We start from the raw sequence: 16,233 nt of genomic DNA on the forward strand, positions 1-16,233 counted from the left end.
TTTAATACGAAAGTTTTTAAAACACTTTTTAATCAATATGTTTATTTTTATTTAATAATATATCAAAATGAGCAATATTTGCAAAATAAACTTTCTTTATGAACCAATAAAAAAAAGCGTTTCCACCTATTTTTCAAAATAGATGGAGACGCTTCGTATTTAAATACTTCTCTTATTCTACGGCAGATAACCTATATATCTACCATATATTTCTTTACTGCGCTCTATTGGACTTGCACTCGAAGTATCCGGATACAAATTTCTTTTGAGTGTCCACGCTTCTTCTATTTTGTAAAAATCTATTTCAGAAGGATTATTCCCGTCCAGTTTTTCTTTCAAATAGTCAAAATAAGCATCCCATCTTGGGTAATATACATCACGCAACAAGCCCGACCATAATTTATAGGCATAATCTCTCAGTCCACCTTTTTCGGCTGCATTACGTGGTCCCCATGTAGTTATTTGTGTACGTGCATTCCATTCATAGAGTTTCTTCTCTGCATCTGTGCCTCCTATCTTTTTAGATTGCTCTAACCATCTACCAAGCATAAACTCAGGCTTTGTTTCCAGCAGACTGTCCTGAACGAGTATAAGCGTAAGAAAATCGTTACTTAATTCTTTAAACCTCTCCCTATTTTTATCCTCATACGCAGCAGACACTTCCTTCTGCAAGTAATATGCTTTATCTGATATGGTCTGACGGATCACCTCTATCAAATCATGCTCAAAATTGGTATTACCGATGTAATTATCTGCAACCGAAAGCATATATTGAGCAGCCAAACGTATAGAATCCGTATTATAATAGATACGAGAAGTTCCCCATGAAGAGACACTCTTAACCTCCAAGGAGGGTCGAGCACACAATACAGACTCCACAGGTCCTTCCTGGGTATAAGCTTTAGGGCAATTATATATCGTGTTTCCTAATATCTGCCAAGCTGTTTTCAATGCTTCGTTTTCACCTCCATATCTAGCTGTAGCATATTCGGCAAGCCATACATCTTTATTGACTTTTTCGGTTCGCCAAGGTAGTTCAAATAATAACTCGTACATCATAGGGTTATTCTCTATACCCTCCATTGTTGCACCTACTCCAACCAAATTTTGTCCGCTTTTATGTTTCTGAGCATTATAATATCCATCAATGAGAGCATCCATTTTGCCCATTAATCCGGGGCGTGCACCAAAATTGAGCAACATGCAATACACCCAATTATGCTTACCATAACCGTCTTCTCTATACCATGATGACTCTTTATCTCCCCACATAGGACGACTTTCGCTAAACAGATCAAGAATAAGTAAATCTCCTTTATCGAGATTCTCTATCATTTGTGGACGAGGATTAGCCTGCCACGCTTGTGCCACCCATGTTGCATCGGGATTGGCTTTCTTCATGGCTTGCATGATTGCTTTTCCAGCCAAATCAAGATCAACTCCTTCTATACTTCCCCCTTCATGAAAGGGATCTATTGCATAATAATCGGCTTTCCCGAATAATTTTTCAAGTTCAGAATAATATAAACTTGCAATCTCTTCGAATCTGGAATCAGTCGGTTGTAAAAATGCAGGACGACGAAATCCGCACCACAATTCCGGATCGAATACATTTACCCCTAATTTCTCTTTTGCATTATTGGGTAACATACCTGCATATCCAGGAAATACAGGTTGAATACCATATTCTCTCATCCTATTTATAATATTCTTTTGTAATTGGACTTGCTGCTTATACCACTGATCGGGGTTGGGACCGCCCCACCCTTCAAGATTATTCATATGCCACCATGCAAGAAATCCCGATCCTGCAATAAACTGGTTGATCTCATCTTTCGAATAACCCAGCTTATCGAGAACATTATACCATACCGCTTCTGTACCTGTTAAAGCCAGCGGGAGATTTACTCCATGCAAAGCCATCCAGTCCAGTTCTTTTTCCCATCTCTCCCAATCCCAGAAAGCCATCGAATAAGAATAGGTACAATAGTTGAGATAATATCTTAATTGTTTTTCGGTTTCCCTACGCTCTTTCTTTTTTACCATCGGTAATTTTTCAGGCAAGGTTGCTGTCATACCATTCCACGAGAGATGGATGTGTGCGTAATATTTCAGATACCAATTAAGACCGGTAGCAATACTCACATAATTATTTCCCCGAATCACAACTTGATCTTCGTCTTGATCAAGTTCGAAGAAATCTTTTTTCTGATTAGCCTCTATTAATTCAATTTTAAATTTTCGGGATGATCCTTTATCTATTCTTTCTAAAAGATCATTTACAGGATTGGCTTTAATTACAAAGCTTAGCAGAGTCAATAGACTAAGTAGTAATAAATGTTTTTTCATAATTATTCATGGTTAATGAAAAAGTGGATAAATATATTATTACTTATCCACTTTCTGTGTTTTAAGGCTTCATGCCTTTTTATAGCTTTTGGTAAGTACGACTGCAACGCTTAGTTACAGTATTAAACACCAATATTATTCAATAGAATTCAGTCGATTATTTCTTTTGAAACAGTCTAAATAATTCACCAATCCAAAGGACAAACGATGTAGCACCGATTATGATTCCCCAGTCTTTAATTAATAAAGGTACTGTACGGAATACATCTCCTCCGAATGTTACAATCAAGACCTGTCCTGCAAGAATGATTCCTGCTACAATTATAAATCCAAAACTATCGTTCATACCCGCAAAAGCAGATTTTCCTGTTTGGAAAGCTTTTGCATTAAACATATTCCAGAATTGTAATAAAACAAATACAGTAAAGAAATAAGATAAGAAATAAGCGTAACGATTCTCAGCATCTATATAATCGAAGAATGTATCTAAGTTTGCTTGTACATTAAAGTAGAACAACATTGCCATAAGGATACCCACAAATACAAGTCCGACAAATAATATTTTGCTCCTCATCGGAGGCGTAATAATAAAGTCAGTGTTTTTACGAGGCTTTTCATTCATTACATTCGGATTAGGAGGCAATGAAGCCAGAGCTCCCGCAGCAAATGTATCCATGATAAGATTTACCCATAACATCTGAGTTACAGTCAACGGCAATTCATGTCCGAAGATTGAGCCTAAGAACACTAAAAGAAGTGCAGCAACATTTATCGTTAATTGGAATAAGATAAAACGTTGAATATTTTGATACAACGAACGTCCCCACATTACAGCAACAGCAATACTGCTGAATGAGTCATCCAATAAAGTAATATCACTAGCTTCTTTTGCAACCGATGTTCCCGATCCCATAGAAAGACCCACATCAGCATGATTTAGAGCCGGAGCATCGTTTGTTCCGTCACCTGTAACAGCTACGATTTCGCCTGATTGTTTTAAAAGCGAAACCAAACGTTGTTTGTCAGAAGGACGTGCACGACACATTATCTTAAGACCTTTTATTCTATTAAGAGCTTCCTGATCCGATAATGCTTCGAAGTCCGGTCCTGTAATAATATTAAGATCCGAATCTTCACCATCTTTCCAAATACCAATTTGGCGACCAATTTCACGGGCAGTAGCATATGTATCTCCCGTAACAATTTTCACACCGATACAAGCCTGAAGACATTCGGTAACGGCAGCAGGAACATCCGCTCTCACAGGATCGGAAATAGCTGTTATACCTTGGAAGATAAAATCTTTATCGTGAGCATCTATCGAAGTAGAATCATCGGCTATTTTATAAGCAAAGCCTAATGTACGCATTGCCTGATTCTGATATTGCAAAAGTTGCTCTTCGATCTGTTCTCTTAATTCTGAAACAGGCACTGATCCATTCTCAGTTTCAACAACCGAACATTTTCCCAGAACAATTTCCGGAGCACCTTTTATATACATTATTTTTCTGGACTTTGCAGAAGTATTAGATTCTACAATCGTAGCCATGTATTTACGTTCAGTAGAGAAAGGCAGTTGTTCTACAATCTTTGTACTTTCTCTCTCGTCCAGATAATTTATATTATTGCTGTGCAACCACAAAAGTAAAGCTCCTTCGGTTGGATTTCCTAAGGCTTTTGCTTTTGCAGGATCAGAATAATCTAAGAATGCGGTTGAATTAGTAGCAATATGCTCAACAATCATTTTACTGATTTCATTGTCTCCTAATTTTTGGTCGTGAAGACTATAAAAATTAGTATAAGAAACCTGCATTTGATTTTGGGTCAACGTTCCTGTTTTGTCAGTACAAATAACAGTTGTTGCTCCCATTGTTTCGCAGGCATGCATCTTACGTACCAAGTTGTTTGCTTTTAGCATACGACGCATACTTAGCGCTAAACTCAAAGTAACACTCATAGGCAGTCCTTCGGGAACAGCAACCACAACCAACGTTACGGCAACCATGAAATATTGCAAGATATGACCTGCAGTATCCAATGACACCCACGATGTTGGTTCCAACGGATTTACTCCGAATGCATAACCAATGACTGCAAGAACAATAAATGCAAGAACGCCAAATCCTAACCATTTGAACCATCCTCCATTTTCTACACTATCAGGTATTTCTTTATCTTTACCCATCAGCTCGAAAGCATCGTATAGTATTGGCATCCATACTTTAGACAATGCTATAACAGCACCGATTATAACGGCACCCACTAATCCTAATTGTCCTAATGAATATTGTGGAGCATCGGGAGATTCATTGAAGAAAATATCCTTTACAAACAATACCGTAAAAGTAAGTGCGGCTAACACCATACCTACAACACCAATAAATTTAGCAAGGGAGTCCAATTGACGGTTAAGAGGTGTTTGGCCTTCAACCATCTCTGCCGATTTTTCAGCAACCTGCCCAAACTCTGTTGCATCACCAACTTTGGCTACTACCATCGCTCCGTGGCCGTTGATTACTTTTGTACCTCTTAGTACATAGTTAGAAGGGTATGTAACACCATCTTCAAACTCTTTCGGATCTATCGTTTTATCAATACTGGGCTCACCTGTCAGACACGATTCGTCCATTTGCATGGTTACAGCCTCTACTAACTCTCCATCAGCAGGAACTTCATTTCCTATTTCCAGCAAAACAGTATCACCGACAACAACATCACGTTTTGATACCTGACATACATTATTGTTACGAATTACCATAACCAAGTCATCGTCATTAACCTGATTCAGTACATCAAATTTCTTATTTGCGTCAAGCTCAAACCAGAATGCAACTCCGGTGGCCAGAAATATAGCACAAAAGATACCAATTGTTTCAGAGTAATGCCCTACACCTTTGGTTATGTGTTCTACAATAGCTATTCCTAAAGAAAGGAAGGCAGCAATAAGCAATATCCGAATAATAGGATCCTCAAATTTTTCGAGGAAGAGTTTCCATAATGGCTCTTTCTCGGGAGGAGTCAAGATATTCTCTCCATACTTTTTGCGGCTTTCTAAGACTTGCGCATCCGTAAGTCCCGTACGATGGTTTTTTTGTTCCATAAATAATTATAAAATAGCGTTTAATTGTTTTTACTTAGTGTTTAAATAATAGCAATGATAGATAACAGGCAATAAACAACATTAGTTGGCAAGAGGTTCAACTATCGTATCAGTCTTCAACTGAATCGAAGCTTCCAGAAGATTCAATGTATCAGGAATTATATACTCAGATACTTCCACTGTAGTTACTCCATGATGAATCATGTCGAGCTCTTTGGCTGCGATGTACGATATATCAACGACACGTCCTTTTTTAAAAGGGCCACGATCTATAACTTCAACAATAACTTCCTTATCATTTTTAAGGTTCTTAATAAGAAGTTTTGTTCCGAAAGGATATGTCCTGTGAGCACATACAAAAATATCTCTTTTATATATTGCTCCGCTGGCTGTTTTACGATTATTGAATTTCTTTCCGTAGTAAGTCGCTTTACCGGTTTCGACTTTAGAAGGGATTTGAGCCTTGATAACCGAGGCACATAAAGACAGGAATAATAGTAGAGTAAGAGTACTTTTCATCTTTCTTATTGAGTCTATTTCAATTACAAAGATATTATAATTCAGGAATTATCAATATCCGTATATATAAAAAGAATAGACACCTATTGTGACGATTGACCATTAAACATGTTATTTAAAGTTTATTGTAGTATAAAAGTGGCTGTAATCTTTTGTTTATTCACAAATATCTGTATTTTTGTGTTGATTTAATTGTTTATGGCAGAAAAGCATGAGAAATTGCTCTCGGAACTTGAGTTTAGATTGCGTCAACTGATGTATCTGTGTGATTCTTTGAAAGAAGAGAATCAGGGCTTGAGAGTCCAATTGGAGGAGAAAAACGGAGAAGTAAATCGTATCAATACCCAATTGGAACAATTGAATTTGAAATACAACAACCTGAAATTTGCAAAGACATTGACCGGAACTGATCAGGAAGGTGTTGACAAAGCAAAAAAACGGTTATTGAAATTAGTGCAGGATGTAGATAAATGTATCGCGTTATTGAAAATATAAAGGCAGATAGATCATGAGTGAGCATTTTATCATAACATTACGTGTCTTAGATCGGTCGTATCGGTTAAAAATACATCGCAGAGATGAAAAGAAGTACCGGGATGCCGCTGTGGCAATAGAAAAGAAAACGAATCAATATAGGAATTATTTTGCCGAGTCTGAATCTAAAAGCTTGCTGGAACGAGATTATCTCACGATGACTACCATCCAAGCCCTATCGGATACAGCCGAATTAGAGGCTAATAATAAGTTGTTTGAGGACAAGGTTAAATCCTTGATTGATGAATTGGATACATATCTTAAAGATTCAAAGTAGAATTTCTTTTTTTGTGGCATAAACACTTGCGCTAATTGAAGATAAACAGTTGCCTGTTTCTTTTTCGATTAGTTTTTTTTGTTTTAAGGTCTAAGACCTTTTTGTTCTTTTGAACAGCGTGCAAACTAATAATCGTCAGGATCAATGACGCAGCCATAAATATTTAATATTATTTGTCGTTAACCAGAATGTAGAATATCATAACAGATATATAATTGTGAAATTTAAAAGAGCCCTATGGAAATAATATTTACGATAATCGCCTTTATTGTAGGCGTAGTAGTAGCTTGGCTCGTTCTTAACTTTGTAACAAATGCGAGACTAAAAAGACGTATTGAAGAATCGGAACGTGAAGCTGAGGTAATCAAGAAAAATAAATTACTTGAAGTAAAAGAGCAAGCCTTACAAATGAAGGCAGAGTTTGAAAAACAAGTAAATGCCCGCACTTCAAAATTGCAGGTTGCAGAAAACAAAGTAAAGCAACGTGAGCAAACCTTGAATCAGAAGCAAGAAGAAATACAACGCCGCAAAGGCGAAGTAGAGGCTATCAAAGAAAATCTTGATAGTCAGTTAGAAATAGTAGACAAGAAAAAGCAGGATCTTGACAAGCTTCACAAACAAGAAGTGGAAAGACTGGAAGCCCTATCAGGATTATCTGCAGACGAAATAAAATCTAAATTGGTAGAAGCCTTACAGGATGAGGCTAAATCCGATGCACAGTCGTTCATTAGCGAAATTATCGAAGAAGCTAAAATGACGGCTAATAAAGAAGCTAAAAAAATTGTTGTACAAACAATACAAAGAGTAGCTACAGAAACAGCTATCGAAAATGCGATTACTGTTTTCCACATTGATTCGGACGAAGTAAAAGGTCGTATCATCGGACGTGAAGGACGTAATATCAGAGCATTGGAAGCTGCAACAGGTGTTGAGATCGTAGTAGACGATACCCCCGAAGCAATCGTAATATCAGGATTCGATCCGGTAAGAAGAGAGATTGCACGTTTAGCTCTGCACCAATTGGTGGCAGACGGACGTATTCACCCTGCAAGAATCGAGGAAGTCGTATCTAAGGTGAAGAAACAAATTGAAGAAGAAATTATTGAGACAGGAAAGCGTACCGCTATCGACTTAGGTATCCACGGTTTGCATCCTGAAATGATCCGTATGATCGGTAAAATGAAATACAGATCTTCATACGGTCAAAACTTACTGCAACACGCTCGTGAGACTGCCAATCTGTGTGCTATTATGGCTGCCGAATTAGGTCTTAACGTGAAGAAAGCAAAAAGAGCTGGTCTATTACACGATATAGGTAAAGTGCCGGATGATGAGCCGGAATTGCCTCACGCATTGTTAGGTATGAAACTTGCCGAAAAATACAAAGAGAAACCGGATATTTGCAACGCTATAGGTGCTCACCACGATGAGATCGAAATGACTACACTGCTGGCTCCTATCGTTCAGGTTTGTGATGCTATATCAGGAGCACGTCCGGGTGCACGCCGCGAAATCGTAGAGGCTTACATCAAGCGTCTGAATGATTTGGAACAACTGGCAATGTCTTATCCGGGAGTATTAAAAACATATGCAATACAAGCAGGTCGCGAGCTTCGCGTTATTGTAGGAGCAGACAAAGTTGACGATGTAGAAACAGAAAAATTATCTGCTGAAATCGCTAAGAAAATCCAAGATGAAATGACATATCCGGGACAAGTAAAAATTACTGTTATCAGAGAAACAAGAGCTGTAAGCTTCGCTAAATAAGGTCTCGAACTTTTTTATTAATTTGGCAAATAAAACAGGCAACAGACAATTCTGATCAGAAAGTATATCATCAAATACTTCCATTTACTTACGACTTTTAACGGATTATATTTATAACAATATGCAAAGAGGTTCTTCATAGAAGAGCCTCTTTCTTGTTTAAAGAAAATAACCATCGGTTTGTTATAATTTTAACCGAAACAAACTTTTGAATATTATATATTAACGCATATTTTGCTACATTTGTAGAACTAATAGAGAATATAAACATATAACTTATAAATGTTATGGCATACAAAGTAGCTGTATTTGATGCAAAACCCTATGATAAAGACACATTTAATAAAGTTAATGAGGTATACGGCTTCGAGTTAAGCTTTTTTAAAGAACACCTGGATAGATCGAATGTAGTATTGGCCGGAGGAGCCGATGCTGTTTGTATATTTGTGAATGCAAATGTTGATGCGTATGTGATAGATAAACTCTGTGCAATGGGCGTTAAACTTATTGCATTGCGTTGTGCCGGTTTCAACAATGTAGATATAGCTTACGCTGCCGGAAAAATAAAAGTGGTGCGTGTACCCGAATACTCATCTCATGCTATTGCAGAACACACTTTAGCTCTTATGCTATGCCTGAACAGGAAAGTACACCGTGCTTTTATCAGAACCCGTGATTGGAATTTCTCATTGAATGGTTTCATGGGATTCGATATGTACGGTAAAACAGTAGGTGTTATCGGTACTGGGAAAATCGGAAAAACGGTTATAGGAGTACTGAAAGGTTTAGGAATGAATATTCTGGCTTATGACTTGTATCCTGATCATGCTTTTGCAGAAAAGAATGATATAAAATACACATCTCTGGATGAGATTTATGCAAATTCAGATGTGATTACATTGCACTGCCCGTTAACCAAAGAGACTGAGTACTTGATATGTGAAGAATCCATTGCTAAAATGAAAGATGGTGTAATGCTTATAAACACAGGTCGAGGAAAACTTATACACACGAAACATTTAATAGAAGGGCTAATTAGCCAAAAAGTAGGATACGCCGGATTGGATGTATATGAAGAAGAAGGAGCGTATTTCTATGAAGATTGTTCTGACAGCGTATTGACTGATGATGTTTTAGCTAGACTATTATCATTTAATAATGTAATTCTAACATCACACCAAGCTTTTTTCACACAGGAAGCAATGGGAAATATTGCAGACACTACATTTGAGAATATCTCGGATTTCTTTGCTGGAAAAGAAATTAAAAATGAAGTTGTCTATCAGGCAAAATAACATTTTAAGGCTAACATACTATGTTACTGCTCTGATGCGGTAACCAAGAAGATGATATAACTGAGTAAATATCAGTCATCCTTCTATTATACTTACATTAAAATACCTGATTCTTAGTTTTGCTTTATGAAAAAGATACTATTTATTTTCACCATCTTTTTTTTGGTGGCATATACAACAGCCTACGCTGCAGATGATAAATTTGTAGTTGTAATTGATGCGGGACACGGAGGTAAAGACGGTGGGGCTGTAAGAGGCACCTATAAAGAAAAAGATATAAACCTAGGCGTTGCTCTGGCACTGGGCAAGCTCATTGAATCGAACATGAGAGATGTCAAGGTGGTTTATACTCGTAAAACTGACGTTTTTGTCGATTTATATAAGCGTGCTGATATTGCCAACAAAGCAAAAGCCAATCTTTTCATCTCGATACACACAAACTCTACTGCAGCTAAAGTAACCACAGCATCGGGTGCTGATACTTATATTCTCGGACTTGCAAAGAGTGAAGAAAATCTCGCGGTTGCTAAAAGAGAAAACTCGGTTATTTTATTAGAAGACAATTATAACAAACGATACGAAGGATTTGATCCTAATTCTCCGGAATCAAATATCATCTTCGAGTTTATGACCGACAAGTACATGGAACAAAGTTTGCAATTCGCGAGCAACGTACAGAGCGGCTTTTCGGGAGTAGCAAGAAGAGTCGATCGTGGAGTATTGCAAGCCGGCTTTCTTGTTTTACGTGAATCGGGTATGCCTAGTGTTCTAATCGAATTGGGGTTTATAAACAATCCGGCTGAAGCTAAATATCTGACCTCTTCGACAGGACAGAGAAATATGGCAAGTGCTATATTCTCAGGTTTAGAAAAGTATAAAAAAGAGTTCGACAAGAAGCAGGGTAAATCATATGCAGGAACTACTCAGTCTTCAAGAAGAACAGAACCTGTAAAGTCTGATAATATAATAGTAGAAGATAGAAGTGAAATCTCCGATAGCAGATCTTCACAGGATACAAATACTGCGAATCAAACAAAGTCAAATAATAGACCTAAGTATATATCAAAGAATACAGATGTTAGTCAATTAACCTCTGGCAATACTACCAAAAGAACTCCGACAAAACAAGAACAGCCTAGAAAAACGGAATCAACATCGTCAAATACGACTACACCGGTAAAAGAGAATAAAACGACTCCAAAGGTGAACAATAATACGACGACTGTTGTTCCTTCTGAAGCGATAGAGTATAGAATACAGTTCTTAACCGGCGGTTCGAAGCTTGCTACTAATTCACCTCAATTTAAAGGCTTATCTCCTGTGAGTTTTTATATGGACGGCTCAACGTATAAATACACCTACGGTTCGGCTGCAACGGAAGCAGAGGCTTTCAGATTACAAAAAGAAGCTCGTGCAAAATTTAAGGATGCATTTATCGTTAGATTTAAAAACAATGTACGTATCAAATAAGTGTTTAAAAGTTTAAACAGGGTTTAATTGAATAAGATTGTATATGAAAAAGAAATTTTCGAAAGAAGTTAAAATTGGGATCGCATTTGTTATTGCTTTATTTATATTATATTTTGGCATAAACTTCCTGAAAGGTATTAATATTTTCAAACCATCTAACTCATACACTGTAGTCTTCGATAATGTTACAGGACTGACCTTGTCTTCGCCTGTGGTAATGAATGGCTTTCAGGTGGGATTGGTTTACTCGATGAAATTAGAGAATGATACTGCGAACAAAGTTGCTGTCATTCTAAATTTGGATAAAGGTGTTAGATTAAACAAAGGCAGCAAAGTGAAACTGGATGTTTCTCTTATGGGAACAGCTACTGTGATTTTAGAACAGAATCCATATACAGAAGAATACTATACTATAGACGATCGTATCCCCGGTGTTAGAATAGCCGGTATGATGGAGTCTCTCGGAGGAGATGTCATGCCTCAGATCGGAGCATTAGTACCAAAAATCGATTCAATCTTGATAGGATTACAGCTTCTGGTAAACAATCCGGCTCTAGTGAAATCATTAGAGAATGTAGAGGTTATTACTACAGACTTAGCTACATCTTCAAAACAGTTGAATCTGATGATGCTTAATTTAAACAAGAATATTCCAACAATGGCCAATAATATGACTACAGTTTCGAACGATCTTGCCGGAATGACCAGCCAATTGAAATCAATTGACATCGCTTCGTCTTATAGTTCAATAGATTCAACACTTAGGAATGTTCAAGGCTTAAGTTCTAAGCTTAACAGTAAAGACAGCTCTTTAGGACTTTTACTGAATGACAGAGCTCTTTACGATAGTTTGAATATAACAATAAGCAACGCATCCTTGTTATTAAAGGATGTAAAAGAGAATCCATCAAGATATATAAATATAAAAGTTTTTTGAATCTTATTTAGAATAAGTCTAAATAAAAACAAAATGTAATAAATTGTTTACAATCCTTTAATGCGGATTTAACCGAGTCTTGTTTTTGTTAATATATTGTAATCGACTGAAAGATAAAAGCTTATAGAACGGCAAAACCAAACCCATTCAATTCACTCATTTACAACAACATATAGACGATTCGAAAAACCAAATTTATTTGCACTTGTTTAAACTGAATTTATTTGCAAATTTTGTATTACCCTAATAGGGCAGAGTTAATATAGTATAGAAATCAAAAAGTAGTATTGCAAATCTCCGATGAATAAGAATGTCAATTTTTTATGGAATAAATGTTTGAATGTTATCAAGGATAATGTTTCTGAGATAACGTATCAAACTTGGTTCTCTCCTATTGTACCACATTCGTTCGAAAACAATGTGTTCACAATACAGGTTCCAAGTCAATTTTTCTATGAATATTTGGAGGACAAATTCGTAGACCTACTTAGAATGACTTTACATCGCGAAGTTAGTGCTGAAGCTATACTTAATTATCGTATACTTGTTGAGAACACAACAAATACGCATGTTGATTACAGAGGTGATACAAAATCGTTAAGTGTAGAAAGAATTACACCTAAACAAGCGAATAAAATACCTAATCCATTTCAAAAGACTGTATCAGTAGATTTCGATTCACAGCTAAATGCGAAATATACGTTTGACAACTTCTTCGAGGGTGTAAGCAATAAATTAGCCAGAACTGCAGGAGAAACTATTGCAAATAATCCGGGTAAGACTGCATTTAATCCTTTATTCGTACATGGAACATCAGGAGTAGGTAAAACTCACCTCTGTCATGCCATAGGAACACGTATTTTGGATATGTTCCCCGAAAAGAAGGTATTGTATGTTTCGGCTCATTTATTTAAAGTACAGTACACGGATGCAACCCGTTTTAATACCGTTAATGATTTTATAAATTTCTATCAAGGTATTGATGTTCTTATAATAGATGATATTCAGGAATTGGTAGGCTTGGAAAAAACACAGAATACATTCTTTCATATTTTCAATCACTTACATCAAAACAACAAACAGTTGATTCTGACTTCTGACAAAGCACCTTCGGAACTACAAGGTGTAGAAGAACGTTTATTGACTCGTTTCAGATGGGGACTTACAACCAGATTAGAGAATCCTGACTTTGACTTAAGATCCAAAATCTTACACGATAAAATTCTCCATGACGGATTAGCAATCCCTGCTGATGTTATCGAATTTATAGCAGATAATGTAACTGAAAATGTTCGTGATTTGGAGGGTGTTATTGTTTCATTGATGGCTTATTCGGTTATCTATAATAAGGAAGTGGATTTGATACTTGCCAAGCGTGTTATCGGTCAGGCAATCCGTAAGATAGAAAAGAAGAAAGTTACAATTGACAGTATTTCGGAGGTGGTATGCAAACACTTCAATATCAAAACAGAACTATTACAAACTGCATCAAGAAAAAGAGAAATAGTACAGGCTCGTCAAGTAGCTATGTATCTTTCGAAAATATATACTGAATTATCACTGGCTCAGATTGGGTCTGTCATCGGAAAGAAAAATCATGCTACTGTATTACATGCTTGCAGAACAGTGAAGGATCAACTTCAGGTCGATAAATCGTTTAGAGATGATCTCGAAGAAATTGAAAAAGTCCTAAAGAAATAATTATAACCGAGCTAGTCTCGGTTTTTTTATTACTGAATATCAGACCCGAAAATAAATCTGATTCATATAAACAACTTCTCTCTTTTATTGTTTAGTATCTAAGGTTATATTATTTTTGTGGAAAATAATAAAATCGATGCTCTATGAAAAAACTAATGCTTTTGCTTCTGTGCGGATTATTCTTTTTTCTCACTTACAGTTGTCGTACAACTATAGGTGACAATAGGATTGTTGGAACTCCGTATGCAAGTGAAAAAATAAAGAAAGTACATATTCTGATAAAACTTGATCAAAATAAGGGATATAGTGAAAAGTTCGGACAGTATATACAAAAACAGTTAGAAGCCGAGAATATCGAAAGTATTATATCATACATCGATGATATGGACTTGAATAGCAATGATAAGATAAAGCAGGAGGCTGACAGTTTTAAACCTTTATATATCCTTCGATTAAATATAGCTGATACAGATATTTATGAAATGAAACAGGGCGGTAATATTCTTACGATGACCTGGGATTTAAATATCAGCAGTGCACAGAATGGAAAAAAAATATGGGATGGAGGTATTATTATGAGTGTTGGAATAAAAGGTAAATATCAGACTAAAAAGGCTGCTCAAGAGCTATTCAAACAGTTAAAAAATGACGGGATAATATAAGATGGCTCACAATATAAAATCTAAAATAATATATTTTATCTTACCTGTAATAATCTTATTTTCATCTTGTGCGTCTTTGATTCCCAGAAATAAATTGGATAATTATAATAACAGGATAGAAGATAACCTTTCTGTATACATATACACTTTTGATCTGACTTACAATGTAGGTGTAGAAAATACGAATAATTCAAAATGGATTGCATGCTTAAAAGAAGAGCTGGAGAAAGAATTTAACTCATTCAATGTGAATGTTGATATAAAAGTCATACACCCTTCTATAGGTACCGAACCTGAGAAAGAGTATACAGAAAATGAAAATAATTTAATTCTTTCTATCCGTCAGGAAAGTTTGGAGAATTTCATAAACTATCTCTCTTTTAGTCTAGTCGTAACTTTAAAGGATAACAGCATCAATAAAGAAGTGTGGAAAGCTAAAGTCCGATCGGGAATCAAAAAGGGGTCTTTATCATATGCTAAAAGTACATCCGGATATATAATAAAAGCATTAAAGAAGGATGGTTTACTTTAAGAGAGTTTTTTTTGCATAAAAAGACAAAAAAGCTACTTTGCCTTTCGGGGTTAAATTTCATAAACAGGCGTTGATTGAACAATTATATATACTCAAAATTAAAAAAAAATTCTATGAAAATGATAAGGTTTACTTTCCTCGTAGCAATTTTAGCCAGTGTATTTTTATCCAGTTGCTCGTATAATTCGATGGTGGAGAAAGAAGAAGCCACCTCTTCGCAATGGGGACAGGTTCAAAATGCTTACCAACGTCGTGCCGATCTTATTCCTAATCTGGTAGCTACCGTTAAAGGCTATGCAACCCATGAGGAGCAAACCCTCACAGAAGTTGTAAATGCCAGAGCAAAAGCAACCCAAATTACAGTTAGTGCGGATGATTTGTCAGAAGAGAATATAAAGAAATACCAAGAAGCTCAAGGACAGCTAAGTGCTGCTCTCGGAAAGTTATTGATGGTACAAGAGCAATATCCGGATCTGAAAGCGAATCAGAATTTCCTTGCACTACAGGATGAACTAGCCGGAACAGAAAATCGTATTGCTGTAGAGCGTAATAAATATAATGAGGTGGTCAAAGACTACAACCAATATATCCGTAAGTTTCCGCAAACCATATGGTCGGGTTGGTTCGGCTTTTCCAAGAAAGGATATTTCGAGGCGGATGCCGGCAGTCAAACAGCACCTAAGGTTCAGTTTTAGTTCTTATAATATAATAAATTGTGCTGAATGGGTTCGATATATATAACTTATATCGAACTTATTTGTTTATAAAGTAGCGAATCAGTAGTAACTTTATCTATCAGTTAGCAGGTTAGCAGTCAACAATTATCAGTCAACAGGGCGCTGTAGGGGCTGACCCACGTATCTGATAAAATCAGAAATAGGAAAACAGTAAACAAGGGAAAATAAAACTAGTAAAGAAAGTGTTACTTTTGTTACTTTTGTCCATAGTACATGACAAAAAGAGGCACTAAATTGATATAATTATTTGAATATAAGTTTTTTAATATTTTGAAAAGACCTTGATTTTTCGTATCTTAGAAAGAAAAACTGGGGAGTTTTTCAAGATATGCAAACCAAGGTCTCAGACAAAA

At 36.2% G+C, this 16,233-nt stretch carries 13 protein-coding genes; 10 read left to right on the top strand and 3 right to left on the bottom strand.

Annotation, left to right across the window (positions count from 1 at the left end):
* Positions 1-177: 177 nt before the first annotated feature.
* The 3 genes from CLV62_RS15985 to CLV62_RS15995 all read right to left on the bottom strand — a co-directional run bounded on the left by CLV62_RS15985 (position 178) and on the right by CLV62_RS15995 (position 5,968).
* Entirely contained in the window at positions 178-2,349 is a 2,172-nt protein-coding gene (locus tag CLV62_RS15985) for an alpha-N-acetylglucosaminidase (protein ID WP_110311779.1), read from the bottom strand.
* A 157-nt stretch (positions 2,350-2,506) separates the two neighbouring features.
* Entirely contained in the window at positions 2,507-5,449 is a 2,943-nt protein-coding gene (locus tag CLV62_RS15990; protein WP_110311780.1) for a calcium-translocating P-type ATPase, PMCA-type, read from the bottom strand.
* Between the two features lie 81 nt (positions 5,450-5,530).
* Positions 5,531-5,968, bottom strand: a complete 438-nt coding sequence (locus CLV62_RS15995; protein WP_110311781.1) for a septal ring lytic transglycosylase RlpA family protein — start codon at positions 5,966-5,968, stop codon at positions 5,531-5,533.
* Positions 5,969-6,166: 198 nt separating this feature from the next.
* Here CLV62_RS15995 and CLV62_RS16000 point away from each other — a divergent pair, with 198 nt between their 5' ends.
* The 10 genes from CLV62_RS16000 (at position 6,167) to CLV62_RS16045 (ending at position 15,838) form a co-directional block, all read left to right on the top strand.
* Complete coding sequence (locus tag CLV62_RS16000; protein ID WP_110311782.1) at positions 6,167-6,463, top strand: hypothetical protein; 297 nt, start codon at positions 6,167-6,169, stop codon at positions 6,461-6,463.
* Positions 6,464-6,476: 13 nt separating this feature from the next.
* Positions 6,477-6,779 (top strand): cell division protein ZapA, encoded by a 303-nt coding sequence (gene zapA / locus CLV62_RS16005; protein ID WP_110311783.1) that lies wholly within the window; start codon positions 6,477-6,479, stop codon positions 6,777-6,779.
* 237 nt (positions 6,780-7,016) lie between these two features.
* Entirely contained in the window at positions 7,017-8,546 is a 1,530-nt protein-coding gene (gene rny / locus CLV62_RS16010) for a ribonuclease Y (protein ID WP_110311784.1), read from the top strand.
* 287 nt (positions 8,547-8,833) lie between these two features.
* Entirely contained in the window at positions 8,834-9,841 is a 1,008-nt protein-coding gene (locus tag CLV62_RS16015) for a 2-hydroxyacid dehydrogenase (RefSeq protein WP_110311785.1), read from the top strand.
* A gap of 126 nt (positions 9,842-9,967) precedes the next feature.
* Positions 9,968-11,311 (top strand): N-acetylmuramoyl-L-alanine amidase family protein, encoded by a 1,344-nt coding sequence (locus CLV62_RS16020; protein WP_110311786.1) that lies wholly within the window; start codon positions 9,968-9,970, stop codon positions 11,309-11,311.
* A 43-nt stretch (positions 11,312-11,354) separates the two neighbouring features.
* A complete protein-coding gene (locus CLV62_RS16025; RefSeq protein WP_110311787.1) occupies positions 11,355-12,248 on the top strand; it encodes an MlaD family protein in 894 nt (297 codons plus the stop codon).
* A 300-nt stretch (positions 12,249-12,548) separates the two neighbouring features.
* Positions 12,549-13,949, top strand: coding sequence for a chromosomal replication initiator protein DnaA (gene dnaA, locus CLV62_RS16030; RefSeq protein WP_110311788.1), 1,401 nt, complete (start codon positions 12,549-12,551; stop codon positions 13,947-13,949).
* Positions 13,950-14,092: 143 nt separating this feature from the next.
* A complete protein-coding gene (locus CLV62_RS16035) occupies positions 14,093-14,611 on the top strand; it encodes a hypothetical protein (RefSeq protein ID WP_110311789.1) in 519 nt (172 codons plus the stop codon).
* A 1-nt stretch (position 14,612) separates the two neighbouring features.
* The gene (locus CLV62_RS16040; RefSeq protein ID WP_110311790.1) at positions 14,613-15,143 is read left to right on the top strand and encodes a hypothetical protein; all 531 of its coding nucleotides are present in this window, start codon (positions 14,613-14,615) and stop codon (positions 15,141-15,143) included.
* A 113-nt stretch (positions 15,144-15,256) separates the two neighbouring features.
* A complete protein-coding gene (locus tag CLV62_RS16045) occupies positions 15,257-15,838 on the top strand; it encodes a LemA family protein (RefSeq protein ID WP_110311791.1) in 582 nt (193 codons plus the stop codon).
* Positions 15,839-16,233 lie beyond the last annotated feature (395 nt).

The organism is Indolivaga alginatilytica (assembly GCF_003201355.1).
GTDB lineage: Bacteria > Bacteroidota > Bacteroidia > Bacteroidales > Dysgonomonadaceae > Dysgonomonas_A > Dysgonomonas_A alginatilytica.